Below are 24,835 nucleotides of genomic sequence, written 5' to 3' on the forward strand. Positions count from 1 at the left end.
GGCAGGTGGGTTCCATGTAACCACAGCCGTGCTTCATTAATCGTGGGGGTATACAACCGGAGGGCTGCCTCATGGTTCAGCAAATAAACGGGATTGATGTGCCAGCGCCGGTACCCGCACTGATTCGCAGCTGCGTGACAATGAGCAGCCGCGAAATAGCCGAACTGACGGAAAAACAGCATGGACATGTCTGCCGGGATATCGAAGTCATGCTGGAGCAGTTAGGTGAGCGTCCGGAGGGGTATATCCATATCTGGACACACCCCCAGAATAGTCGGCAATACCGGGAGTTTCGCCTCGACCGCGAGCACACAGAATGTCTGATTACTGGATACAGCGCAGTGCTACGCATGAAGGTTATCCGCCGACTTCACGAACTGGAAGAGCAGGGCAGTGCCGTTCCTCAGACATTGCCGGAAGCGCTTCGCCTGGCTGCGGATATGGCAGAGCAGAATGTGGCTCTGACAAATAAGGTGCAGCAGGACGCGCCGAAAGTGGCTTTCGTTGAGCACTATGTGGAAGCTGGCGGCGCCAAAAGCCTGCGGGAGACCTCGAAGATCCTCAACATGCCAGAGAAAGCGATGATTGAGGCGTTAGTGCGTGACAAGGTTCTGTTCCGTATGTCCGGCAATTTGCTGCCTCACGCGTTGCGCCAGAGGGAAGGGCTGTTCTCAGTCAAAACCGGCACATCAGATTTCGGTCACGCCTATACGCAAACGCGGGTTACTCCTCGAGGTGTCCAGTGGATAGCCGATCGCTATGCCTCAGAGCTGATGGGAGGCTGACATGTCCGAGTATATCCATCCAATGGATCTGTACTACAAAGATCGCCATGGTATCGAGGTTCATGTCACCGGTTACGACCCTGAGCGCCAGCGCGTGACTTATCGCCGCGTTGGTTATGAGTGGGATTGTGCCGCGCCGCTAATCATCTTCCGCGCCAGATTTGTGAGAGTTAAAAAATGAGCGTAAAAATTTCCTCCTGGGTATGGGATGGGTGTGCTGCCAGCGGGGTCAAAGGCACCAAACTCCTGATAATGGCGCGTCTGGCTGACTTCTCCAATGACGACGGCGTGTCGTGGTACGGAATTGACACGATCGCCAGGCAGATAGGTGCAGGGCGCAGCACGGTAATTACCGCCATTGGTGAACTGGAACGAGACGGATGGCTGACCCGTAAAGAGCGGCGCAATGGGGCGCGTAACGCGACTAACATCTACACCCTTAATGTGGCAAAACTCAGGGCAAGCGCCGAAGCCGCCGACCGTCATAGTCCAGATTCTGAACGTTCAGATTCCGAAGGTTCAGATTTTGAACGTTCAGAATCCGAACGTACAGAAAACGCGGAAAAAGGCGATTTTCACAGTCCAGAATCTGGACCCGATCCGTCAGTAAATTCAAAACATGATCCGTCAGATATAAAACCCCCTTGTCCGGTTCCGCCGGAACCCGACCCGGAGGTGGCTATCACCGATCAGGCGATCGAGGTGTTGTCTCACCTGAACCTGATTAGCGGCTCACGCTATCAGAAATCCAGGACATCCCTGGAAAACATCCGAGCCCGGCTGAGGGAGGGGAACAGCGTCGACGACCTGAAACTGGTTATCGACCTGAAACACGAGCACTGGCACGACAACGACGAACAGTACCAGTACATGCGCCCTGAAACACTGTTCAGTCCGAAGAAATTCGAAAGTTACCTCCAGAGCGCATTGCGCTGGGACAAAAAGGGCAGGCCACTGCGCGAAGACTGGGGCAGGAAGAGGGACATCATGACGTTTGGGCCGGTTGATACGATGATCCCGGAGGGATTCAGGGGATGAGAATGCCTATAGAAATCTCTGGTGCCAAGATGTACAGCATCAGCCCAAGGACTGTGGGGACTCGGCGAATATACTTGAAAAAAGGTTACTGGAAGAAATATAGTATAAAAGTAAGAATATGTTTCTTGCTCTGTTCGAGGTTATCTCGAAGTATGAGAAGGAGGATACATGAATTTGGAAAAAAAAGAGTATGAAGATCATGAATATCATGAGACTTATTATTTTTGTTATGCAATAAAAAATATTTTAAATGATCAAGGTGCGTATGTTCGTGGTCTTGATGAATTCCATGGGGATGGGAGATCACAAAGTTTTTCAGAAGCGTTTCCAAAATGGTCGCATTTTCATCGGTTCATAGAGTTTATTGTATTGGCTATTTACTCTGAAGAGTATAATTCTAGAAATCTTGATGCGAAGCTTAACGCTTTTAAAAGTTATACCTCGCGATATAAAGCAAATAATGGCAATCCTATTGTTTCTTTTGAAACAATGTATGACTCTTATATTGAATATCTTAGTAAAAATAACATTCCGCTTAGGAGTAGTACAGTATATGACCTTGAAGGTTTTCTAACCAATTTTCATAATAGTATGGAGTTTGATGATTATATAATTAAAACAGTCAAAGAGGTTTTTTATATACTTTTTGGTAATAGGCTTCTTCTTCAATCATTTAATGAAATGATTTCTGGAGTTAGAGAATCTGACTGGGATAGTGGAGATGTTGATGCGAAAACTATTACAAAAAAAGGATATTTAAAAAGAGCTCATATCCCAAAATGGGTGCAAAAAGCAGCTTTTTATAGAGATAAAGGACGTTGTGTCATCTGTAAAAAAGACCTTACAGATTTGGTTAATATATTTAACGCTGAGAACTTTGACCATATTGTTCCTCTTGCTAGATTCGGAATAAACGATGTTTCAAATATACAACTCCTTTGTAGCCAATGTAACCAAACGAAGAAGGCAAAACATAATGAATCTTCAAATGATTATTATCCATGGTATATGATTTAAAATCTCCTATTGTGTAAGTAATATCCGGAGACTTAGCCAGTTTGTATCACATTTGCTTAGCACTCCCAAAAGGAGAATCGAAAGTCAGTTTTGTGATAAATTTCAACTGACTACAGTTAAGGCTTTAGACGATCAGGAAGTAAGAAAGAGATAAAGGATTCCTCTTTCACTGTACCGCCGAATTATCGCTGCACCAAGAAGTGATAAAGTGCCAGCATTTGCGCAACGGCAACCAGGCGTGCGCAACGGCAACCAGGCGAGCAGGCTTTGACTGATAAAAGATAAAGTAGTACAACAAAAAAAGAAAATTTACGATGCCTTCGCCGCTTAAGTAGCTGTGAAAGCATCTGGTTGGGGCTGAGCTGGGGGGTGAGTCAGATGGGGTTATTTTGACGGAAGTATGATAATATGTAGAGAAGGTTTTCGGAGTCTAATAATCTCATGAATGTGATTGATTTATTTGCTGGAGTTGGAGGGTTGAGCCTAGGCGCAGCCCGGGCTGGCTTTAACGTCGCAGCAGCCATTGAAATTGATGAATTCGCCATTGCTTCACATCATGTTAACTTCCCAAAGTCAAGACATTTTACTGATGATGTGGCAAGCATCAAGGGGCAGGCACTACTTACCAGCTTGGGTTTAGATACCCTTGATTGTCTGGTAGGAGGACCCCCTTGCCAAGGGTTTAGCGCTATTGGTAAGGGAGATGTTATGGATAAACGAAATCAGCTGTATTTTCATTTTTTCCGATTAATATCTGAAATGAAACCTGTATGTTTCTTAGCTGAAAATGTACCTGGTATAATGAGCGAAAAATATGATGCTATACGTAATAGCGCGTTCAGTTTAATTAAAGATGACTATTGGCTGTTAGACCCGATAAAAGTTAAAGCATCTGATTATGGTGCTGCGACAACGAGAACACGCATATTTTTTATCGGATTCAGAAAAGATTTAAGTGAAGGCTCTTTGCAGGAAATAAATTTCTTACCCAAAGCAGGTATAAAAAAAACCACAGTTAAAGACGCTTTGCTTGGTATAGATTTTAATGTTCATAGTTCATGGCAGTCAGAAGAAGATGGCTGGAGGTTAATAAAAAGAAATTATGAAGGTAACTTCTTTGAGAAGCTATGGGGAGAGGTGCCTGAGGGCGTTGGAGATTTACTCGCTCTAGAAAAGCTTCAGAGAAATTACGTTTCCGGTTTTTTAGGAACTCGGCATAGCCCAGAAGTTGAATTACGTTATAAAAAATTAAGCTATGGTGAAACCGATAAGGTTTCTAGATCTATGCGCCTTGATCCAGATGGTTTTTGCCCAACCTTGAGAGCAGGAACAGCTAAAGATAAAGGAAGTTACCAAGCAGTAAGACCTATTCATCCATTTATGCCACGTGTTATTAGTCCTCGAGAAGCAGCACGCTTACAAGGTTTCCCTGATTGGTTTCAGTTTCACTCAACAAAGTGGCATAGTTTTAGGCAGATAGGTAATAGCGTAAGCCCAATTGTGGCTGAAGCTATGCTATTACCTTTGGCTGAACTATGTAAAAAACACATTCAAAATTGTACTTTTGAAAACCAAGGAATTGCTCTTTGATATTCAATAAATGTTTTTAATTGTGAGTGCGTTTGGGATTCGTCTTCGGCTAAATTGAATCCCAATGCCTTAGTTATTTCTTCTGGTGTTCCATTCGGTAATTTTGATTCAATAAGTAGCCTCTCTTTAATAGACATTACCGGAACACTTATATCTCGTGGTTTTATCCATTCTTTGTCCAAAAAAGGCCAATGTACAAGACGGCTTTTTTTGAAGAATTTATCAATAATATTTTCTTTGCTTTCCAAAATAACTGCGGTAGCCGTAAGCATTCCTTGTCCATCAGCATAAAAAAAGGAAGATAGGGGTTGGATAATAACTTCAGGTTTATTACTAACACCCATGACCATTGCTTTTTTCAATGCATGCAATAGTGTGGTTGGGTAAATTTTTGATCCAGCATGTTCACGCATAAGCGGATAGGGTGAGAATGCATCGAGTATTTCGGTTAAGCGCTCTGCTCGATATTCTCTTGGGTCAACTGAATTAGGCCTTGTATTGTCCTTTCCTAATGTTTCTGCGTGTGCATTCAAGGTAACCTTGATTATATCGTAAGGGTTTAATTTACTGCACAGCAATTGAACCTCATTCAATTGCTCATTTAATTCGGATGGTTCAGTATAATCGAGCCAAACAACGTGTCTGGTTCTTTTTTTGAAATTATAATTAGTTAGAAATTCCCCGGATGTTTGTGGCTTTTCTCCAATATCCACACATGCAACTGGCATATTAAATTTTTGCCTGTCGTGTGTGTTTTCTGTTTTTTCAAGTGAAATCATTTTTTTTATTTTTAATGCTGAATGCATTATTTTGAAATCTTCTAAAAATTGCCCCCCAAATCCAACATAAATATAGTCAGATATATTTAGACAATTGTTGACTTTATTTAATAAATCAATAAAAAGATTCCTTTCGACAGCTTTGTTATGCCGAAGGTGATAGGGTATGGTATTTCCTTTACTCATTTTCTTTGGCCTCAATTAATGCATTGTCGAAAATTTTTCTACCCAGTTCACTCGCTGACACTTCAGTATTATCAAAAAGATGCTCTGCAACAATATTGAAATCATTAACACCAACAGCATATTTGATGGTTTTTATTTTATTTTCTAACTTTGGCATAGGCAAACTCGGCCTGTAGAATTTGCCACCGAATTCTTTTGGGTTAGATTTCCATTGCTTCTTGGGAATTTTATCTACTATTTCTCCTGATGATGCAGGAAGAGTAGTATTACTTAATGATTTGACTGTATTGCTATTACCAAATGACTTCCACTTATTTGTGAAATTAGTGAATGTTTTTAATCCTTCACGCATATAGTCTTTTACAGCGAGATACATCTCATTATTACCATCGATACCTCTTTTCGTAGTCGTGACAGGTAATTTAGATGCATCATTTGACGTAAACTTAACAACTCCTGCAATACCTATAAATTGAGTGTGATATCCTGGAACAGTCGCTTCACCCCAACCTGTAAGTCGGGTTTTATCAGCATAGACAACAACACGATCATTGCATATTATCGTCCAACCTGCCTTTTCACTTGAGTTCCGCGATTCAAGGAATGTTTCGTCCTCTTCATCTGTTGTAAGATCTCGATAAAAACCTACTGTAAGCTCAATTTTGACCCCTTCCCACTCATTAATATAAACATATGGTGTTATACCTTTATTATTGCTGAAGGCCTTCTCATCGAACATTAGACTTGTGAGGCTAGGTTTAATTTCATTGTTGTTTAAATATATTGTGAACCCTTTATTTATTACGATGGCGAAATGATGAGAGATTATATTCATTAAATTCGACTGGAATACAATTTGATCATCTAAAAGACGGGCTACCCCATCTCTAATTTGAGTTATTTCTATTCTTGTTCCAGACTGCACAAGTCCTGTTTTAGTGGGAGTTAATTCTAAGTTCCAATCGTGATCATTGACTAACCATTCAGGGGGGATTATTACATTGTACTCTTCCGTTTCTGTCTTAGTAGAAACAATGGAATGCGCTCCCATTTTAAACATGGCCCTCTTCATGCCGATACCATAAACGCCTATTGTAGGCATGTTTTGGTCATGTCCAAAATTAGTATTTCCCAATCTGAAAGCTTGGGTGATGGCAATGTGCTGTGAGATTCCTCCGCAATTATCCTCGATAATGAAATGATCTTTATTCATTTCTAAACGAGCATAATAACCTTTGTATCTATTATTCTTAGAATCTAAATGGTCAGTTTGTCGCATTGCTCCGTCTAGACAGTTGTCGACTAGATCAAGAATAGCATCAGCTAACTCGATGTCGCGCGTTAGCATGTCTACAAAAAATTTTTTGGCAGGAGAAGCATCAATACTTGGTATAGTCAATTGAATATCCTCTTTTGATAGGTTCCATCTTTTTGCATCCTAATTTATGAGATGGTTATAACTTTACTTTCCTTCAAGATCCATAAAAACCACTCAAAAATTTACATGTTAAGCAAGTCGTTTGGTTGCAACGCAACTACATTAAGAGACCTCTACAGAAAGTATCGATACAACACTTGCTGGCAACAGCAGATAAAATGCCACCTTATTATCCGCTAAAGCCCGTAAAATCTCAGATAAAAAATGGGGGCTAATTCACTCTTTTTTCATCGCAGGATTTCAAAAATCTTATGGCAAAAGCTACCGATACCGCAAACTCTTCATCGACAGACTAGGTGCAAGTGTAAGCGTCAGCCAGTAGCAATGGCGCGTCACAATTGGGAACAGCTGTACAGGAAGATATTTTACGTTATGTCCGGGCCGTCTTACAGGATGCAGAGAGGCTTGCTTATGATATGGCTCATAGTCGCAGTGATATCCGCTATGACCTGACAGAGTCGATCAAGACCAACAAGATGGAAGATATCATACTAATCTTAATCGGCGAAAAAGTTGGCGATGACTACAAGCGTCAGCTTTCTAGAGCGCATCGAAAATCGATGCGTAGCGGATGCAAATTACAACCCTGAGAAGGCAAAAGGCACTGACCGTATAACCATCCTGAGCATAATGATTGATTTTACGAACTTCCATTCAAAGGACTGACTCACTAGCTGCTAATGGATGGCTGGCATAATTAAAAACAATATCAAAAAAGAGCCAGTCGTCACGACTGGTTTTTCTCTAACGCGGCCATGAGTAGAAACTGTTAACATTTACTTCTTGTTCAAGCTTCCTAATGGCGTAGCCACTAGCAGACTTGTTCTAAAAGCGGACACCCATAAAAAGTTCTAATGTTTTTTTAGAATATCCTCTTTTGTATAAATGAAATTTAACAAATAAACCTGTTCTTGTGGAAAAATGAAATTTAGGTTTTCATAAACTATAAATATAGTTATATCTACTATGGTTGTAAATCGCGTTAGTATGATGTAATCTTCGAAAGTATGCTTATGCTTATGCTTATGCTTATGCTTATGCTTATGCTTATGCTTATGCTTATGCTTATGCTTATGCTTTAGTGACTTATGGTAATTGGTATTAGATTTACTAGTATCGGAATGCTAACCAGTGTTGCTGTTTATATGTGTGATAGACTTCAAATTTCTCAGGATGAAAACTAGTTATCATGAAAAAGATATATCTTGGTCATTTGCATTCAGCAAAAGAGATACAAAATCATTCGGAAAGATTAACTTATTTAACGTCGATTTTAAGATCACTACTTCAGGTTGCTGTTGTATCTTCTTTTGAGATTGCGAAAAATTTAACCCCGAGTGACGAATACGATTTATCCGAATTGACAAACCGATTTTGTAGACCATCAGATGGATTACCATTACAAATATTAGATACTATAGCTCCAATAGTAAGGAGTTATGTTGCAAATGATTATTTGCGTGGATGGTTTGAGTCAACAAGGGAAATAGAGAAACCTTTGTCAAAACAGTTAGTTGATTGGGTAGAGTTTAGGAATAAAAGGCCTGGGCATGGCGTATTGGATGCGAACATTACTAATAAATGGGTAAATAAAACGGAAGCAATAATTAAGGATTGCTTAACAATTTTTTCGAAAATATTACCAGATATTTCTTCCGATGGTGTGCTTTTACCCCTAAAAAATTTTAGCGGAACAAAAATAACGACTCCTTTATATATTAAGAATAATGTTGTTGTAGTTTTGAATATTACTGTGCGAAAAGGTGTATGGAAATTAAAAGGACAGTTATTGTCTACTGAAGATGCTGAAGAGTTTACTGTTGATCTTGATGAAGATAACGTTTTTAACACTATTAGCATAAAGCCAATTGGCAGATACGAACTTGCAGATATTATTTCTAATAATAAAAATTATTCTTTTTTCCATAATATCCCCGTAAGGCAAACAGATACGTTCGAGGGAAGAAAAGCTGAACTTAAGCAATTACAAGAATGGATCGATGACGAGGATTCAAGATACTGCCTAGTTTATGGTGATGGCGGATATGGAAAGACCACCTTAGTTCTTGAAATGTTGAATCTTTTTTTAGAAAGCCAATATGATTTCAATGAGCCTTTACCCACTATTATTAGTTACCATACGGCCAAAATGACAAGATGGACTGATCAGGGGTTAGTTCATTTAACTGGGACACTTCCAGTAATGGACGAGTGTTTGAGAGAACTTGTCAGATGCTTCCATCCTGTTCTTAGCCAGGAATGGTATACAACCTCAGGACGACAGCTGGTTGATAAGACAATTAGTGTCTTGAAAGAGAACAAACTTACACGCGACGATATTCTCTTAATAATAGACAATACGGAAACACTCGCAACAAACTCTCAAGAAGTTAAAGATCTTGGTGCTTTTTTCAAAACAATTGGGAAATTGATAGGAAGAATAATTATAACATCAAGGCGACGAGAATTCATTGAAGCAACTCCAATAGCTATTGAAGGTCTTTCTGAGATTGAAGGAGTCAATCTAATGAAAAGATTAGCTGATGAATTTTGTGCCAAACCGATACAACAAGCTGGTGAAGCTAAATTGAGAAAGGTGTCAGAACAACTGATGCACAAGCCAATTCTTCTAGAGGCGTTGGTAAAATATATTGCGCGTGGCTCATGTGGTATTGATATAGCAATCGATACTGTATTCAAAAAATCAAATGAAGACCTGCTGGAATTCTTATATGAAGATGCTTGGCAAAGGTTGAATCAGCTTCAGAAGGAAGTCTTTTTGACGTTAATACATTTGTCTAGCCCTTTGGATCAAAATACAATTAGTAGAACCTGCCAAAAAATTGGTATACAACATACTGAATTCCAAGAAGGACTTGAAGAAACGCATTTTTCGGTTCTAACTGACTATGGGCGCACTTACACGATTGAACTTGTTGATTTGGCGAAAAGATTTTTTCTTCAGCAATTTGGTAAATTAGATTTAAAGGAAAAACAAAATCTCAAAAAGATAGCTGAACTAGTTGATTCTTATGCTGCAGAACGAGAAAAAATTGATAAAGAATATAAAACAGATCGAATCGCTGAAGCATTTAGAAGTGAATATGCAAAGGCTGCAAAGGTTTATGTTGATAAAGGAGATATAGATAATGCTATTAACATGTACAAACTTGCAGTTGAAGATGATCCAGTAAACTCAGCCTTGCACGATAGATTTTCTTGGTTTTTATTAAACAAGACAACAGATTACTCCTATGCAAAAAAAATATCGGAAAAAGCAGTCGAACTTGATAAAAGGAACTGTGATGCAATTGTAGGGCTTGCACTTGTTCATTACAGATTAGGAAATATTCAGGATGGCGATAAGTATATTGATCAGGCTCAAGATGCTGGACGGAGTCTTTCTTTCTGTATGCTTAGAAAAGCCATAGCGAGATATTACCAAGCAAAAGATGAAGAAATGATAGACCGTAAAATTGAGCTTCTAGAAACAGCGCTTGATCTTTTAGAGCAAGCTGACAGAAAGAATACAAACTATAGAGGTTATGATGCAAAAAACAAAAGTGATATTCAGCGATATCAAGGACTGACTCGAAATCGACTTAGCGCACTAAGGGCAACGAGAACTAGGTCGCGGAGATGAGGTGCGAAGCCTCAATGCCTGTGAAAACCATGCTCGTCAAATACGAGAATAGTAAAAGAAATAGATGATATGGAGTGGACGTGTATCATATGGTGGCTAATGACTGAATTTCAAAGTAATACCGGGTGTATAATCCTCTCCAATATTGGGAGAGGATTCTGTAAGCTGGCTTTGAGCCATCAGCGGACGTTGGAAAAATCATACATACTCCAAAATTACTGATCTCGAACAGTGGGATTTCTTCATCGGCAAAGAGTTAAAAAAATGTAGCATTGCAGGGCCTTAAATGTATATTAAAGTCAGGAAAAAATATAATAGTATCAAATAGTGCATTTGGTGATGTTATGTTATCAACGATGTTTGCGAGGATAATTTGGAATTGGAAAAGGAAACAAAAGTGCTAATAGAGTCAATCCCTTAAGAGGTTTGGCTCCAACTGTATATCGACTCTTCTCAATCAATATTGAGGCAGTTCGGTCGTTTTGGCGAGGATCTTGCCAAAACACTTCGGCTTGTAACTTTCCCTATCCAATGTACAGCATATATACAAGACCGAATCGACAGAGGTTTTTCGAAAGCATTACAGCAAGTATCGGAAGAAAGACGTGTTGTACCACCCGAAGGATTATTGTTGGACATTGCCGATAAGCTTAAGCACCATGATTGCGAGTCACTAGTTGGAAAACTTTACGTTGAATTGCTGGCCGCTTCTATGGACACTGAAAGAACACATCAAGCGCACCCGGCATTTTTGCCAATTATCGGACAGCTTTCATCTGATGAAGCACTATTCTTATTGCGCTTGTCTGAAAAAAAACCTTCGATTTATGTCAGAGATAAAAAGAATTGGGATTTGGTCAGTCAAACAGAAAGGGAAGCTTTTTTGAATGACTTAACATTCCCCATTCATGACGTAGAAACTAAACTTTTAGATCTGGCACTAAAACCAGAGGAGCTTTACTATCCGGAAAACTTCTATATTTACATTGAACATCTTAATAAGTTAGGGCTTCTGGAATATAATAACAACCATTCAAATAAAAAATGGGATAGCTGGGCAGAGCTTACTGCGGGTCAGTATGACATGTGGTTTATTGAGTTAACAAAGTTTGGTCGCTTGTTCTTCGAGTGTTGTACCGCTGCCTTAGATAACATTTAGTATAATTTACCATCTTACTGAGAGCCGCATTAGTGCGGCTCACAGTTGGTGTTATATGAGTTTTCCATTAAGAGAAACTATTCATTTTCATTAAATACCATACATTACTGCGATAATAACGTCCGCTCCTCGCTCATAGCCGACCTCTAAAAAGATGTTTTGATTTTCCATAATCAACCCGCCATACTCATGTCACCGGAGCCTGAACACCTCTGGTGACTTCTGCGCTTTGAGGGGACTCAGAGTGCAAACGGCAATCAGAACACATTCCCACCTGTCACAGATGCAGAAATGCACCTGCGTTTTTTTTGTTTTCAGCGTTTCATCTCTGCAGAGGTGAAGCGTGAGGATCCTGCTGAAACCTGACGTTGCCCGAAGTCTGGGTGTCGTGCTGCTTAAACCGGGCAGCGAGCTGCTGGGTATGTTCCGTCATGGCCGCGTGCTGATCGAATCTGAACCAGCCAGCATGGCGCACCTGCCGTCGGGGAGGGTGCCTGATGCGCGCCAGCCGCTGGCAGACGACAAGTCGCTCGAACCCTTCTTCACAGACGAGAGAGTGATCGCCGCCGCAGGTGGTCTGTCCGGACTGGAATACTGGCTGGGGGACAATGCCAGTACCCTCACTCGGAATACCACCACAAAGAGCTGGTGACCATGCGCCACCCGCCGGGCTCAATGTTGTTGTGCTGGCACTGTGAGAACCAGCTGCGCGAGCAAACTACAGAGCAACTGGCGGCGCTGGCACGCAGGAACGTCATTGACTGGGTGATCGACACCGTTCGTATCAGGCTCCGGTACAACAAAGAGCGTGAGCTGGCTCTGGCTGAACTGTGCTGGTGGGCTGTATGTGCCGGGATCGGCGATGCAATTACCGAAGAGATGGCGGCACGTTCTCTGTTGCTGCCGGTTGAGCCGTTCCTGTCGGTTTATAAGGAAAGTGACATCGTTCCCTCGGTTCCGGCCACCAGCATTCTGCAGCGAGAGATGGCACAGGTTAAGCCGATCAATATGCCACCCGCAGAAGAACAGCCAAAAGTACTGACGCTGGCGGCTGACCCTGAATCTCCGGAATCCTTCATGCTGCGACCGAAACGGCGTCGCTGGATATGCAAACCCTACACCGACTGGGTGAAGACCCAACCCTGCTCCGGATGTCAGCGACCAGCTGACGATCCTCACCATATCATCGGGCATGGTATGGGTGGCACTGCAACAAAAGCCCATGACCTCTTCGTGATCCCACTGTGCAGAGTGTGCCACGACGAGCTACATGCCGACGTTGCGGCATTTGAACAGAAGCACGGCACGCAGCTTGAGCTGCTGTACCGGTTTCTGGATCGGGCGCTGGCGATAGGCGTAATCGTGAAAGCGTAAGTGTATGGAGATGAGCAATGCGTGATATTCAAATGGTACTCGAACGATGGGGCGCCTGGGCTGCCAGTAACCATGAAGACGTTGCCTGGTCCCCGATTGCTGCGGGGTTTAAGGGGCTTATTCCCACAAAGATAAGATCACGCCCTCAATGCTGTGATGATGATGCAATGATTCTCTGCGGCTGCATGGCTCGCCTGAACAAGAATAATAGCGACCTGCACGATCTACTGGTGGATTATTACGTGATAGGCATGACGTTTATGGCTCTGGCACATAAGCATGACTGCTCTGATGGTCATATCGGAAAGAAATTGCAGAAAGCAGAGGGCGTCGTTGAAGGCATGCTGATGATGCTCGATGTCCGACTGGAAATGGACAGGTTTGTTTCCCGCATGCCTGAAACGAAATTAGTGGCTAATGGATAAAAAAAGTTTACGTACGTAAAAAACAGAATACTCTGTTAAGAGTGGTTACTTCGCCACACCACTTAATACCTAAAACCCTGTCATAATTGACGGGGTTTCGTTCTTTAAGCACTTCTTAATCTGGTTTGTAGTATTTCTAAATCCACTATTTTTCCAGCGCCGCTATACTCACAGCTACACAAGTTGGAGGTGCTTATGAAAGAAGGTTACTACTGGATTCAGTACAACGGCGGGCAACAGATTGCGTATTACGTTCCGGAGGTTATCAATGACCTCGATACTGGTAAAACGGTGATTGGGGCGTGGTATGTAACGCGCGGCGACGACCTTTGCCATAATGGCGAAGTAGAAGTGCTGAGTGGACCACTGGAAGCGCCTGGCGATTATTCTCGTGGTTTCAATTCAGTAGCAGAAGCAACGCAGCAATGTGACTTTTTGCGTTTCCATGTCGAACGCGCGGCGGAGCTATGCAATGACGCCAGACGCGAGCTGGAGCGAGCAGAACTTGACCTTGCCGCTCTGGTAGAGCAGTACAACGAGCAGGCAAAAATAGCAGGCATTAAGGCAATAGAACTGAATGCGGGGCAGTAACTGTAATACGTAAAGCCTGTTTTACTGTTAATTACCGCAGTCTTATTACGGTCTTATTTTTTTATTTACAATGACTTGTAACGAAACGAATCTCAACTATTCTTACTTTGACTCATAGAGTGCATTAAGAGTAAAACCATAAACAGCCATTATCTGCACGATAATTTTACTCGAGACCAGCGAGCCCCATCGCTGGTCTTTTTTTATGCTAACTCAACACATTTCGCTTTTCTTTACTGGCCTTTTGCGGATAGCAGGCCAGCAATAAGTGCCTCCATTAACCGGAGGTTTCCTGCTGTGAAAATGGGCGGCTGGTGGGTGTTGTAGCACCCGACCAGCCATTCGCTCATGCTTCAGATCACAAGCGAACCAGGGCCCACCGCTTTAGCGCAAAAGCATAGTGAGCCTATCAGAGTCCCGCTTACTGATCTATGAAAAGTACTGTAAAAATATCCAGTGTTGAAATGATCAACGCTGATTGCCTGCACTACCTCAAATCGCTTCCTGATGATGCCATCGACCTGATTGTTACCGATCCGCCTTACTTCAAAGTGAAGCCGAACGGGTGGGACAATCAATGGAATGGTGATGAGGATTATCTGCGCTGGCTGGATAGTTGCCTCGCTGAGTTCTGGCGTGTGCTGAAGCCCGCGGGAAGTCTTTATCTGTTCTGCGGTCATCGGCTGGCGTCAGATATCGAAATCATGATGCGTGAGCGCTTCAATGTTCTGAACCACATCATCTGGGCAAAACCTTCCGGGCGCTGGAATGGCTGCAACAAGGAAAGCCTACGGGCATACTTCCCTGCTACTGAGCGCATAATTTTCGCAGAACATTACCAGGGACCATATAAGCCAAAGAGTGATGGCTATGCGGAAAATTGCAACGAACTGAAGCAACACGTCATGGCTCCGCTGATCACTTATTTCAGGGATGCGCGTGATGCGCTGGGCGTGAGTTCAAAACAGATAGCGGATGCCACCGGAAAGAAAAACATGGCGTCGCACTGGTTCGGCACCAGCCAGTGGCAACTGCCGGGCGAAATGGACTACCTCAAGCTGCAGGCGTTATTCGCCCAAATAGCGATCGAGAAACACCTGAACGATGAGCTTGAGAAGCCACACCACCAGCTGGTGGCCACGTGGCATTCGTTAAACCGTAAATATTCAGAGCTGCTGGAGGAGTATCAATCTCTCCGGCGCTATTTCTCTGTGAATGTGACCGTACCGTATACCGACGTATGGACACATAAACCCGTCCAGTTTTATCCCGGCAAACATCCCTGCGAGAAACCGGCTGATATGCTGCAGCAGATAATTACTGCCAGCAGCAGGCCCGGCGATCTTGTTGCTGACTTTTTCATGGGGTCAGGTTCGACAATTAAGGCTGCTTTAGAGCTGGGGCGTCGTGCGGTAGGGGTAGAACTGGAAACCGAAAGGTTCATCCAGACTGTCACCGAGGTGCGGGGAATGACAGGGAAATAATTCATGCGAGGCGACTATCGGTCGCCTTTATTTTCCCTCAATACACCTCAAGCAGGAGGTGTCGGATGAAAAACATCATGCCTGACAAAATAGCTTCGGTGGTGGGGTATTGTACATCAGGTAGCCTCATCTGCTGGGGTAGTTTCGCCAGATGGGTGCAAGACCTTGACTGGAACATGATCGCTGTCGTCGGCGGCTTCATTATCGGCCTGCTGACATTCTTCGTGAACTTCTATTTTAAACGCCGCCAGATCAAAGCCTATGAGGCGGCGCTTGAGCGCGGCTATATCACGCCCCCTCCTCAGGATAAATGATATGGCAGCGCTAAAGAAAGTAGGTGGCGCGGCCGGTATCATCTGTTCAGTTGCCGTAATTATCTCGATTGTGCTTGGAAATGGACATGTACGAACCAATGAGCGCGGCCTCGAGTTAATCGGTAATGCGGAATCATGCCGTCGTGATCCTTACGTTTGTCCCGCGGGTGTGCTGACTGACGGCCTGGGCAATACTCACGGCGTTAAGCACGGCACCATTAAGGACGACCAGCAGATCGCCGCAGAGTGGGAAGAAAACATTCTCGACGCTGAATCCTGCGTTAATCGTTATGGCAATGGTCGAAACCTGTCAGACGATACGTTTAGCGCAGCTGTGTCGGTAACTTTCCGCTCAGGATGCGGCAATATGCGCGGCTCGACTATGTTCTCTTTATTCCGCAGCGGAGATGTGAAGGTAGCCTGTTATCAGTTTTCGCGCTGGGTGTATGGTGGTGGTCGCGTTCTTCCTGGACTGGTTACGCGCGCCGGTAAAGAAGAGACTCTCTGTCTGGATGGTCTGAAATGATTACCCAGGAAAATATCAAAGCATCCTGGCGCTCGCTTCTGCTGGTGGGTGTCGTGATTGTTGTCGCCGTGCTGTGTGTCCTGCTGGCAAATAGCCGCGCAAACCTTGCCACTGTACAGAGCGACAATAACGTGCTGCGTAGCGATAATGCTCTGCAGGGGCAGGTCATAGCCACACAGGCATTCAATTTCAACCGGTTTAATCAGATAGCCGAGCATACCAGCAGCCTTAACTCATTGATTGATGTCAGCACCGATAAAACCGTCATCGAATACCGGGAGATCCTCAAACGTGAAAAAACCTGTGATCTGCCTGTTCCTGCTGATGTCGCTGGTGGGCTGCTCGAATACGCGAACAGTTTACGTGCCAGCGAAATGCATACCGATACCGGGAACGCTGACGCAGTCAGTAATAGCGCCACTACCACCAGTACGCTGACTTATTGCCAGGTGGTGTTGTGGATTAAGCCGCTGCTGGCGGCTATCGGGAAGGCAAATAACCAGCTGGCTGGCATACGCGAAATAGAGAAAACCAGAGCCTCGCAATAGCGGGGCTTTTTCAACTGAGGAACCAACATGACAGTACGAGCCAAATTCTGTTGTCACTTCATCAAAAAATACGATGGCAACAAATCACAGACCGTTCATATGAGCGCGGTAATCGACGACACACCGGAAAACAAAAAGTGGTCGAAGTATACCCCGAGCGGCGAGTTGCAAATGCACATCTCTAACCCCGATGCACTGGATCAGTTCGAGCAGGGCAAAGAGTACTACATTGATATTCAGCCAGCGGAATGATGCGTTGGCATTACAACAGGCATTCTCTGAGTGTCTGTGATAATGAAAAAGAGCCCCCTGGTGCGAGGGCATTTGAAAATTATCGAGTACTTCTTACTCTTGTGATGATGTCTAACGTATGGCAGTGCCTCGTCCTTGAGAGGTTTCCCCGATTTACGCAGAAATGCTACTTCAGAGTTGCCTAAGTCTTGCAGATATTCATGAGCTAACAAGCGAGAGTGGAAGTTATTGAGACTTATCTTAATAGCGAGGGAGCGAATGGCTACAGTTGTGAAATGAAAATATTCCACTTAAGTGTAACGTTATGAGTCAGTGAAACGGTTAAATCTCTAATTTAATAATAGAAAAGATTCGAATGTTTTTCGTACCTCAATACGAGACGCTGCTGCTGGATATTCTAAAAAACTGACTCATCCCTGAGTCTAATTCCCAATGAATCTCAGGGGGCAGTGATCAAAGGTCACAAGGAGTCTGGTACATGAAGGCAGGAATGACCTCATTTTTTTAATATTTGGGCCATTCATCCACCGGTATGCGGGCTCTTTACAATTTTTTAAAAGTTTGTCTTGCCAGGTTCGACTATTCATGCGTTAATGAAACGGTCGGTTTGACACTAAATAATTCCTCAAAGTAATTCTCATCACTAATATCTGTCGATATGTCCTCTTGGGTTTCTCTTTAATCTGGTGAATTTTGTTTCAAACCATAACTGATTGAAAACAAAATGAAAAGGTGACATACATGTCAAACAAAATTAACGGATTAGTGAAGTGGTTCAACCCAGAGAAGGGATTTGGATTTATCACGCCTAAAGATGGCAGTAAGGACGTTTTTGTCCATTTTTCTGCTATTCAAAGTGATGAATTCAGAACACTTTATGAAAATCAAGAGGTCGAGTTTTCGATTGAAAATGGCCCTAAAGGTCCATCTGCCGTGAACGTTGTGGCGCTCTAAGGATACTATTATTACTACCCATATTCATTTCCGATGCCCTTGCTGTCACGGTTCGCAATACAGAACATCTACTTTTGATATTTCAGAAAAAAATCCGTTCGGCGCAAAATGTATTTTTTGTAAAGCCTCAATGGTTACGTTTGATAATATCGCTTCGTATATCCAGTCAGGGCAAGTTGCCCTTGATTTTCGGAAGTAACATGAAAGTTTCGGATTTACGAGGCCTATAATTTTAAATTGTCAGTAGATAATTTGGTACTCTATAGAATTATCTGCTGCCTCCATAGTGGTAATCTCATGAAAAAAGTTATCGTTTTTTTCAATGCAGAACCTACAGTTACTGTTTCTGTAATGAAAGGGATTACCTCAATCCTTCGCACTTATCCTAATGGGGAAGACGCCCACCTTCCGATAATGTCAGCCGGTTTCCCTTCGCTTACAGGTGATCATAAAGTGGTCTATGTGGCTTCCGACAGAGATCTTTCATCAGATGAGATACTTGAGGCAGTCAGAAAACTGTCGTGACTCATCCAGGGACGAAGGGTTTCATGTAGTCTCTGTAAGAACACTAAGCCTCGCTTCCGCGGGGCTTTTTTTATGCGCGTCTGCCATGTGCAGCCAGAGTGGCCATCATTGCCATTAGTGTACGAGCTGTGATTATCCGGGACTCAAATAGTTTGAACGAGCCCAGTTGAATCGATGATATCGATAACCATTATCGTTTGTGGGTCCTTTCAGGCATATCGGCCTGTTACGGGGCGGCGACCTCGCAGATTCTGGCGATGTATGACTTTTTTCAGGAGGTTGGTTGTTGTTTTGTTGTCACTGATAAATAGGGAGCGGAGATGGCTGTTTTGCTGAACAAATCAGATATGGCTTCCTCTCTCGGAATATCGGTACAGGCTTTTGATAAATGGGGAGTTTTACCTGTACAGCGCAAGGGTCGTGAGGTCCTCTATGATGTCAAATCTGTACTCGAAAACCGACTGGCTCACCAGGAGCGGAAACAACAACCTGACGATGAAAATACCGACCACGACAAACAACTTCTGATGGCGCGCATTGCGCTGACCGAAGAACAGGCAATTGGCCAGAAACTTAAAAACGATCGGGACAGCCGTCGTGTAGTGGATACCGAGTTTTGTTCCTTCGCGCTTAGCCGAATTGCCGGCGAAATTGCTTCCGTTCTCGATGCGCTTCCCCTGTCGATACAACGGCGTTTCCCGGGAACGGAAGACAGGCAGCTTGCCTTTATCAAATCCGAAATTTCCAGAACGATGAATCTTGCCGCCGGTGTCGGGCAAAAACTACCGGGCATCCTTGATGAATATCTCCGAATATCAGATGAGTAATATGGCCCGCTGCATCAGCGACGGGCTACGGGGGCTGGTTCGGCCTGTCCCGGTGAGTGTGGTGGAATGGGCTGACGCGCATTATTACCTCCCCAAAGAATCCTCATACCAGGAAGGGCGCTGGAAAACATTGCCATATCAGCGGGCGATCATGAACAGCATGGGGGCGGATTATATTCGTGTTGTGAATATCATCAAATCAGCCCGCGTCGGCTATTCCAAAATGCTGTTGGCCACCTTCGCATATTTCACCGAGCACAAGCAGCGAAACCAGCTTCTTTTTCTGCCAACGGAAACGGATGCGGCGAATTTCATGAAATCCCATGTCGAGCCGACTATTCGCGATGTCCCTGTGTTGCTGTCACTGGCACCATGGTTCGGTAAAAAACACCGCGATAATACCCTGGTCATGAAGAGGTACAGCCACGGCAAAATTTTCTGGTGCCTTGGCGGCAAGGCAGCAAAAAACTACCGCGAAAAATCTGTCGATGTCGTTGGGTATGATGAGCTCGCATCGTTTGATGAAGATATTGAGAAAGAAGGTTCCCCTACATTCCTGGGTGACAAACGTATTGAAGGCTCTGTCTGGCCAAAATCCATTCGTGGATCTACACCAAAGCTTCGAGGCTCGTGTCAGATAGAGCGCGCAGCCAGTGAATCTGAGCATTTTATGCGGTTTCATGTCCGCTGCCCGCATTGCGGTGAAGAGCAATATTTGAAATTTGGGGATAAAGAAACCCCATTTGGCTTTAAGTGGGAAGCGGATAACCCGGCCAGTGTTTTTTATCTCTGCGAACATAATGCCTGTGTGATTAAACAACAGGAACTGGACTTCACCAACGCCCGCTATATCTGTGAGCGTACCGGGATTTGGACGCATGACGGTTTAAGCTGGTTTTCATCCTACGGCGCTGACATTGCTCCACCGGAGAGCGTTACTTTTCATATCTGGACGGCTTACAGTCCCTTCACCACCTGGGTGCAGATCGTCCGCGACTGGCTGAAAACGAAAGGGGATACAGGCAAGCGCAAAACCTTCGTTAACACGACGTTAGGTGAGACGTGGGAACCCACGATTGGCGAACGTCCTGACGCCGAGACGCTGGAAGCGCGTAAGGAACACTTCATCACAACTGTTCCGGACCGTGTGGCTTATCTTACTGCCGGCATTGACTCACAGCTTGATCGTTACGAGATGCGTGTCTGGGGATGGGGACCGGGAGAAGAAAGCTGGCTTATCGACAGGCAGATCATAATGGGCCGTCATGATGATGAAGCCACGCTTCTCAGGGTCGATGAAGCGATCAATAAAGTCTACGCCCGGCGTAACGGTGTTGAGATGGCGATTTCCCGTATCTGCTGGGATATCGGGGGTATTGATCCCACCATTGTTTATAAACGGTCGAAAAAACATGGTCTGTTCCGGGTCATTCCCGTCAAAGGGGCGTCGGTATACGGCAAACCGGTGGCGAACATGCCGCGCAAGCGTAACAAAAACGGTGTGTATCTGACGGAAGTGGGGACCGATACCGCGAAAGAACAGATTTACAACCGCTTCACTCTGGTTGCCGACGGTGATGAACCGCTTGCCGGCGCCGTGCATTTCCCCAATAACCCTGACATTTACGATCTGGCTGAGGCGCAGCAGCTGACCGCTGAAGAGCAGGTCGAAAAATGGGTTAACGGGCAACGAAAAATCCTCTGGGACAGCAAAAAACGACGCAACGAGGCGCTTGACTGCTTTGTCTACGCGCTGGCTGCGCTGCGGATCAGTATTTCCCGCTGGCAACTCAACCTTGATTCACTTCTGGTCAGTCTGCTGGAGGATGACGGCAATTCGAAAAATAACAAAACCCTGGCAGATTATGCCCGGGCTTTAGCCGGAGATGAATGATGGCGACACAGGCCGAACTGGACAGCGCCCGCGCCGCGCTGCATGAGCTGATGACGGGCAAGCGGGTGGCGACGGTGCAAAAAGACGGGCGCAGGGTGGAGTTTACGGCTACCTCTGTGACTGACCTGAAAAAATACATCGCCGATCTGGAAGTTCAAATCGGTATCACTCACAGGCGCCGGGGACCGGCAGGGTTCTATGTATGAAATCACCAGCGTTATTAGGTCCGGACGGGAAAACCTCTTTGCGGGAGTACGCCGGGTACCATGGCGGGGGTGGTGGGTTCGGTGGTCAGTTGCGCGCCTGGAATCCACCCAGTGAAAGCCCTGATGCGGCGCTTCTGCCAGAATTTGTCCGCGGTAACGCCCGCGCCGACGATCTGGTCAGAAATAACGGTTATGCGGCAAATGCCGTGCAACTGCATCAGGATCATATCGTGGGCTCGTTTTTCCGATTAAGCCACCGTCCCAGCTGGCGTTTTCTGGGGATTGGTGAGGAGGAAGCCCGCGCCTTTTCCCGGGAAGTGGAGGCAGCCTGGAAAGAGTTCGCTGAGGATGATTGCTGCAGCATTGACGTTGAACGTAAACGCACCTTCACCATGATGATACGTGAAGGCGTGGCGATGCATGCCTTTAACGGGGAACTATGCGCTCAGGCCACCTGGGACAGTAGCGCCAGCCGGCTGTTCAGGACGCAGTTTAAGATGGTCAGCCCGAAGCGTATCAGCAACCCAAATAACACTGGTGATTCACGCAACTGTCGCGCGGGTGTGGCGCTCGATAACGGCGGTGCTGCCATCGGTTATTACGTCAGCGAAGATGACTATCCCGGCTGGTCACCGCAGAAATGGACGTACGTCCCGCGCGAACTGGCGGGCGGTCGCACGTCGTTCATTCATGTCTTTGAGCCTCTTGAAGATGGTCAGACCCGGGGCGCCAACGTGTTTTACAGCGTGATGGAGCAGATGAAAATGCTCGACACCCTGCAGAACACCCAGTTACAGAGCGCGATCGTGAAAGCGATGTATGCCGCCACCATCGAGAGCGAGCTGGATACACAGACGGCGATGGACTTCATTCTCGGCTCTGACAATAAAGAACAGCAGCGAAGAATGACCGGCTGGCTGGGCGAGATGGCCTCGTATTACGCCGCGGCGCCGGTACGCCTCGGCGGTGCGAAAGTGCCGCACTTGCTGCCCGGTGATTCCCTGAACCTCCAGTCTGCTCAGGATACCGACAATGGTTATTCCGTCTTCGAGCAGTCGCTGCTGCGTTATATCGCCGCCGGCCTCGGCGTGTCGTATGAGCAACTGTCGCGAAATTATGCCCAGATGAGCTATTCCACTGCGCGGGCCAGCGCCAATGAATCATGGGCGTATTTCATGGGGCGCCGCAAGTTTGTAGCTTCCCGGCAGGCATGTCAGATGTTTTTGTGCTGGCTCGAAGAGGCAATCGTCCGGCGGGTGGTCATGCTGCCGTCCCGCGCCCGGTTCTCGTTTCAGGAAGCCCGAAGTGCCTGGGGCAATTGTGACTGGATTGGTGCTGGCCGAATGGCGATTGATGGTCTCAAGGAGGTGCAGGAAGCGGTCATGCTGATTGAGGCCGGGCTTAGCACCTACGAAAAAGAGTGTGCTAAACGAGGGGAGGATTATCAGGAAATCTTTGCCCAGCAGGTGCGAGAAACGATGGAGCGACGGGCTGCCGGATTAACGCCGCCGGCCTGGGCAGCCTCTGCCTTTGAATCAGGACTGAAAAACTCCACTAAGGAGGAGAACGATGACGCCCGAGCTGCGTAATCTCCCACATATTGCCAGTCTGGCCTTCAATGAGCCGCTGCTGCTTGAACCCGCCTATGCGCGGGTTTTCTTTTGCGCGCTGGCGGGTCCANGCTGACCGATACCCTTTCCGGCACCACGCTGAACAGCGAGCAGATTGCCGACCCGATGGCGTTCTTTGGTGAAGACGACGAACCGGGGCCCAGGCTTTCGAGAAGCTATCAGGTAACGAACGGGATTGCGGTGGTGCCGGTTGCCGGCACGCTGGTGGGTAAAACCCGCAGCCTGCAGCCGTATTCCGGTATGACCGGATACAACGGCATTATCACGCGCCTGCAGCAGGCGGTCAGCGATCCGGGTGTCGACGGTATTCTGCTGGATATGGATACCCCCGGCGGCATGGTATCGGGTGCTTTCGACTGCGCTGACCTGATTGCCCGCATGCGGGACATCAAACCCATCTGGGCGCTGGCGAATGACATGAACTGCAGCGCCGGGCAGCTTATCGCCAGTGCTGCCTCTCATCGCCTGGTCACGCAGACGGCCAGAGTCGGATCGATTGGCGTGATGATGGCGCACAGCAACTATGGCGCGGCGCTGAAAACGCAGGGTGTTGAGGTCACGCTGATTTACAGCGGCGATCACAAGGTCGACGGCAACCCGTACGAAAAACTGCCGAAAGATATCCGCGCGGATTTTCAGGCGCGGATTGACGCCACCCGCCAGATGTTCGCTGAAAAAGTGGCCGGTTATACCAGCATGTCTGTCAGGGACGTGCTGAATACCGAAGCTGCGGTCTATAGCGGAGCTGAGTCGATTGATGCCGGACTGGCGGATGAGCTTGTTATTAATACCGACGCGCTCAGTGTGATGCGCGATGCACTTGATAAACAACGTAAAACGATGACCGGAGGAAATATGAAAGGTACCACTGCATCCGCAGAAACAATCCCTGCGGTGAGCGCCGCTGTCACTGAGCCCGCCGCGGCTGAGCCTGTCATGACAGAGCGTGCCCCGACGGCAGCAGCGCCGGATATGGATGCCCGTATTGCAAAAGCCGTCAGTGAAGAAAATACCCGCATCATGGGGATCCTGAACTGTGAAGAAGCCAGAGGGCGCGAAACGCAGGCCCGGGCGCTGGCGGAAACACCGGGAATGACGGTGGAGAATGCACAACGCATTCTGGGGGCGGCGCCGCAGAGCGCTCAGGTTCGTTCAGATACCGCGCTGGATCGCCTGATGGAAAGTGCGCCCGGTGCGGTGGCGGCAGGTAACCCGGCCTCTGATGCCGGGGACGATTTGATGAATACTCCCGTTTAAGAGGCATTTATGGCAATCACAGAAGAATTTAAGCATTACCAGCCGCTGGGCAATAGTGACCCGGCATTCACCGCAACCGGCCCGGGCGGTCTTGCTGCGGCAACCCCGGCCATGACACCGCTGATGCCGGATGCAACTTCCGGGAAACTGACGGTATGGGATGGCGCAAAATCCGGCACGGCGACCGGCGTGCTGGCGATCGCTGCTGACCAGAACAGCGTTCAGCTGACGTTCTATAAAACCGGCTCATTCCGTTATGAAGACGTGCTCTGGCCTGCGGCTGTGGCCGATGAGGTCAAAAAGCGTAACGCGTTTGCGGGCTCTGCTATCAGCATTGTGTAACCGCACCGGCTGACTGTTCTTTCTGTCCATACGGGTCGCTCTGGCGGCCC

General features: G+C 46.1%; 24 protein-coding genes and 3 pseudogenes. 25 read left to right on the top strand and 2 right to left on the bottom strand.

Features of this window, described 5'->3' with window-relative positions; all coding sequences use genetic code 11:
* Positions 1–71: 71 nt before the first annotated feature.
* The 5 genes from GM30_RS09365 (at position 72) to GM30_RS24130 (ending at position 4,430) form a co-directional block, all read left to right on the top strand.
* Positions 72–785: a phage antirepressor KilAC domain-containing protein gene (locus tag GM30_RS09365; RefSeq protein ID WP_193391775.1), complete on the top strand. Its 714-nt coding sequence runs from the start codon at positions 72–74 to the stop codon at positions 783–785.
* Between the two features lies 1 nt (position 786).
* A complete protein-coding gene (locus tag GM30_RS09370; protein WP_049848400.1) occupies positions 787–966 on the top strand; it encodes a DUF4222 domain-containing protein in 180 nt (59 codons plus the stop codon).
* Positions 963–1,823, top strand: a complete 861-nt coding sequence (locus tag GM30_RS09375; RefSeq protein ID WP_049848401.1) for a conserved phage C-terminal domain-containing protein — start codon at positions 963–965, stop codon at positions 1,821–1,823. Before GM30_RS09370 ends, GM30_RS09375 begins: the two co-directional genes overlap by 4 nt.
* A gap of 168 nt (positions 1,824–1,991) precedes the next feature.
* The gene (locus tag GM30_RS09380) at positions 1,992–2,840 is read left to right on the top strand and encodes an HNH endonuclease (protein ID WP_049848402.1); all 849 of its coding nucleotides are present in this window, start codon (positions 1,992–1,994) and stop codon (positions 2,838–2,840) included.
* A 441-nt stretch (positions 2,841–3,281) separates the two neighbouring features.
* Positions 3,282–4,430, top strand: a complete 1,149-nt coding sequence (locus GM30_RS24130; RefSeq protein WP_072094080.1) for a DNA cytosine methyltransferase — start codon at positions 3,282–3,284, stop codon at positions 4,428–4,430.
* Here the strand turns inward: GM30_RS24130 and GM30_RS26090 are convergent.
* A complete protein-coding gene (locus tag GM30_RS26090; RefSeq protein WP_049848403.1) occupies positions 4,391–5,395 on the bottom strand; it encodes an O-methyltransferase in 1,005 nt (334 codons plus the stop codon). The genes GM30_RS24130 and GM30_RS26090 overlap by 40 nt on opposite strands.
* Complete coding sequence (locus GM30_RS09390) at positions 5,388–6,794, bottom strand: ATP-binding protein (protein WP_049848404.1); 1,407 nt, start codon at positions 6,792–6,794, stop codon at positions 5,388–5,390. The genes GM30_RS26090 and GM30_RS09390 overlap by 8 nt, the downstream gene beginning before the upstream one ends.
* Positions 6,795–7,171: 377 nt before the next feature.
* Here GM30_RS09390 and GM30_RS09395 point away from each other — a divergent pair, with 377 nt between their 5' ends.
* The 20 genes and pseudogenes from GM30_RS09395 to GM30_RS09480 all read left to right on the top strand — a co-directional run bounded on the left by GM30_RS09395 (position 7,172) and on the right by GM30_RS09480 (position 24,785).
* Complete coding sequence (locus GM30_RS09395) at positions 7,172–7,423, top strand: hypothetical protein (protein ID WP_049848405.1); 252 nt, start codon at positions 7,172–7,174, stop codon at positions 7,421–7,423.
* A gap of 599 nt (positions 7,424–8,022) precedes the next feature.
* The gene (locus GM30_RS09400) at positions 8,023–10,476 is read left to right on the top strand and encodes a tetratricopeptide repeat protein (protein WP_155483955.1); all 2,454 of its coding nucleotides are present in this window, start codon (positions 8,023–8,025) and stop codon (positions 10,474–10,476) included.
* Positions 10,477–10,939: 463 nt separating this feature from the next.
* Positions 10,940–11,635: an Abi-alpha family protein gene (locus GM30_RS09405; protein WP_072094081.1), complete on the top strand. Its 696-nt coding sequence runs from the start codon at positions 10,940–10,942 to the stop codon at positions 11,633–11,635.
* 343 nt (positions 11,636–11,978) lie between these two features.
* Positions 11,979–13,009 (top strand): annotated as a pseudogene (locus tag GM30_RS09410) (DUF968 domain-containing protein).
* 17 nt (positions 13,010–13,026) lie between these two features.
* Entirely contained in the window at positions 13,027–13,434 is a 408-nt protein-coding gene (locus GM30_RS09415) for an antiterminator Q family protein (protein WP_049848408.1), read from the top strand.
* Positions 13,435–13,629: 195 nt separating this feature from the next.
* Positions 13,630–13,812 (top strand): annotated as a pseudogene (locus tag GM30_RS26730) (hypothetical protein); the annotation flags it as partial.
* A 644-nt stretch (positions 13,813–14,456) separates the two neighbouring features.
* The gene (locus GM30_RS09425) at positions 14,457–15,509 is read left to right on the top strand and encodes a DNA-methyltransferase (protein ID WP_049848410.1); all 1,053 of its coding nucleotides are present in this window, start codon (positions 14,457–14,459) and stop codon (positions 15,507–15,509) included.
* Between the two features lie 65 nt (positions 15,510–15,574).
* Positions 15,575–15,823 (top strand): class II holin family protein, encoded by a 249-nt coding sequence (locus GM30_RS09430; RefSeq protein WP_049848411.1) that lies wholly within the window; start codon positions 15,575–15,577, stop codon positions 15,821–15,823.
* 1 nt (position 15,824) lies between these two features.
* Positions 15,825–16,349: a lysozyme gene (locus GM30_RS09435; RefSeq protein ID WP_049848412.1), complete on the top strand. Its 525-nt coding sequence runs from the start codon at positions 15,825–15,827 to the stop codon at positions 16,347–16,349.
* Positions 16,346–16,897 carry a hypothetical protein gene (locus tag GM30_RS09440; RefSeq protein WP_049848413.1) on the top strand — a complete coding sequence of 184 codons (552 nt, stop codon included), beginning with the start codon at positions 16,346–16,348 and terminating at the stop codon, positions 16,895–16,897. The genes GM30_RS09435 and GM30_RS09440 overlap by 4 nt, the downstream gene beginning before the upstream one ends.
* A gap of 27 nt (positions 16,898–16,924) precedes the next feature.
* Positions 16,925–17,149 (top strand): hypothetical protein, encoded by a 225-nt coding sequence (locus tag GM30_RS09445; RefSeq protein ID WP_049848414.1) that lies wholly within the window; start codon positions 16,925–16,927, stop codon positions 17,147–17,149.
* 741 nt (positions 17,150–17,890) lie between these two features.
* Positions 17,891–18,103, top strand: a complete 213-nt coding sequence (cspE, locus tag GM30_RS09450; RefSeq protein WP_049848415.1) for a transcription antiterminator/RNA stability regulator CspE — start codon at positions 17,891–17,893, stop codon at positions 18,101–18,103.
* Positions 18,090–18,302: a cold shock small protein YmcF gene (gene ymcF, locus GM30_RS27155; RefSeq protein ID WP_072094082.1), complete on the top strand. Its 213-nt coding sequence runs from the start codon at positions 18,090–18,092 to the stop codon at positions 18,300–18,302. Before cspE ends, ymcF begins: the two co-directional genes overlap by 14 nt.
* 98 nt (positions 18,303–18,400) lie before the next feature.
* Positions 18,401–18,628, top strand: coding sequence for a hypothetical protein (locus GM30_RS24145; RefSeq protein ID WP_072092152.1), 228 nt, complete (start codon positions 18,401–18,403; stop codon positions 18,626–18,628).
* Positions 18,629–18,948: 320 nt separating this feature from the next.
* Positions 18,949–19,455: a terminase small subunit gene (locus GM30_RS09455; protein ID WP_049848416.1), complete on the top strand. Its 507-nt coding sequence runs from the start codon at positions 18,949–18,951 to the stop codon at positions 19,453–19,455.
* A complete protein-coding gene (locus GM30_RS09460) occupies positions 19,427–21,349 on the top strand; it encodes a phage terminase large subunit family protein (RefSeq protein ID WP_049848417.1) in 1,923 nt (640 codons plus the stop codon). The genes GM30_RS09455 and GM30_RS09460 overlap by 29 nt, the downstream gene beginning before the upstream one ends.
* Positions 21,349–21,555 (top strand): phage head-tail joining protein, encoded by a 207-nt coding sequence (locus GM30_RS09465; RefSeq protein WP_049848418.1) that lies wholly within the window; start codon positions 21,349–21,351, stop codon positions 21,553–21,555. The genes GM30_RS09460 and GM30_RS09465 overlap by 1 nt, the downstream gene beginning before the upstream one ends.
* The gene (locus tag GM30_RS09470) at positions 21,552–23,144 is read left to right on the top strand and encodes a phage portal protein (protein ID WP_049848419.1); all 1,593 of its coding nucleotides are present in this window, start codon (positions 21,552–21,554) and stop codon (positions 23,142–23,144) included. The genes GM30_RS09465 and GM30_RS09470 overlap by 4 nt, the downstream gene beginning before the upstream one ends.
* Positions 23,125–24,443, top strand: a pseudogene (locus GM30_RS09475) (S49 family peptidase). Before GM30_RS09470 ends, GM30_RS09475 begins: the two are co-directional and overlap by 20 nt.
* Positions 24,444–24,452: 9 nt before the next feature.
* Complete coding sequence (locus GM30_RS09480) at positions 24,453–24,785, top strand: head decoration protein (RefSeq protein ID WP_049848420.1); 333 nt, start codon at positions 24,453–24,455, stop codon at positions 24,783–24,785.
* Positions 24,786–24,835 lie beyond the last annotated feature (50 nt).

It is taken from the genome of Trabulsiella odontotermitis, assembly GCF_001188485.1.
In the GTDB taxonomy this organism is placed as follows: Bacteria; Pseudomonadota; Gammaproteobacteria; order Enterobacterales; family Enterobacteriaceae; genus Trabulsiella; species Trabulsiella odontotermitis_A.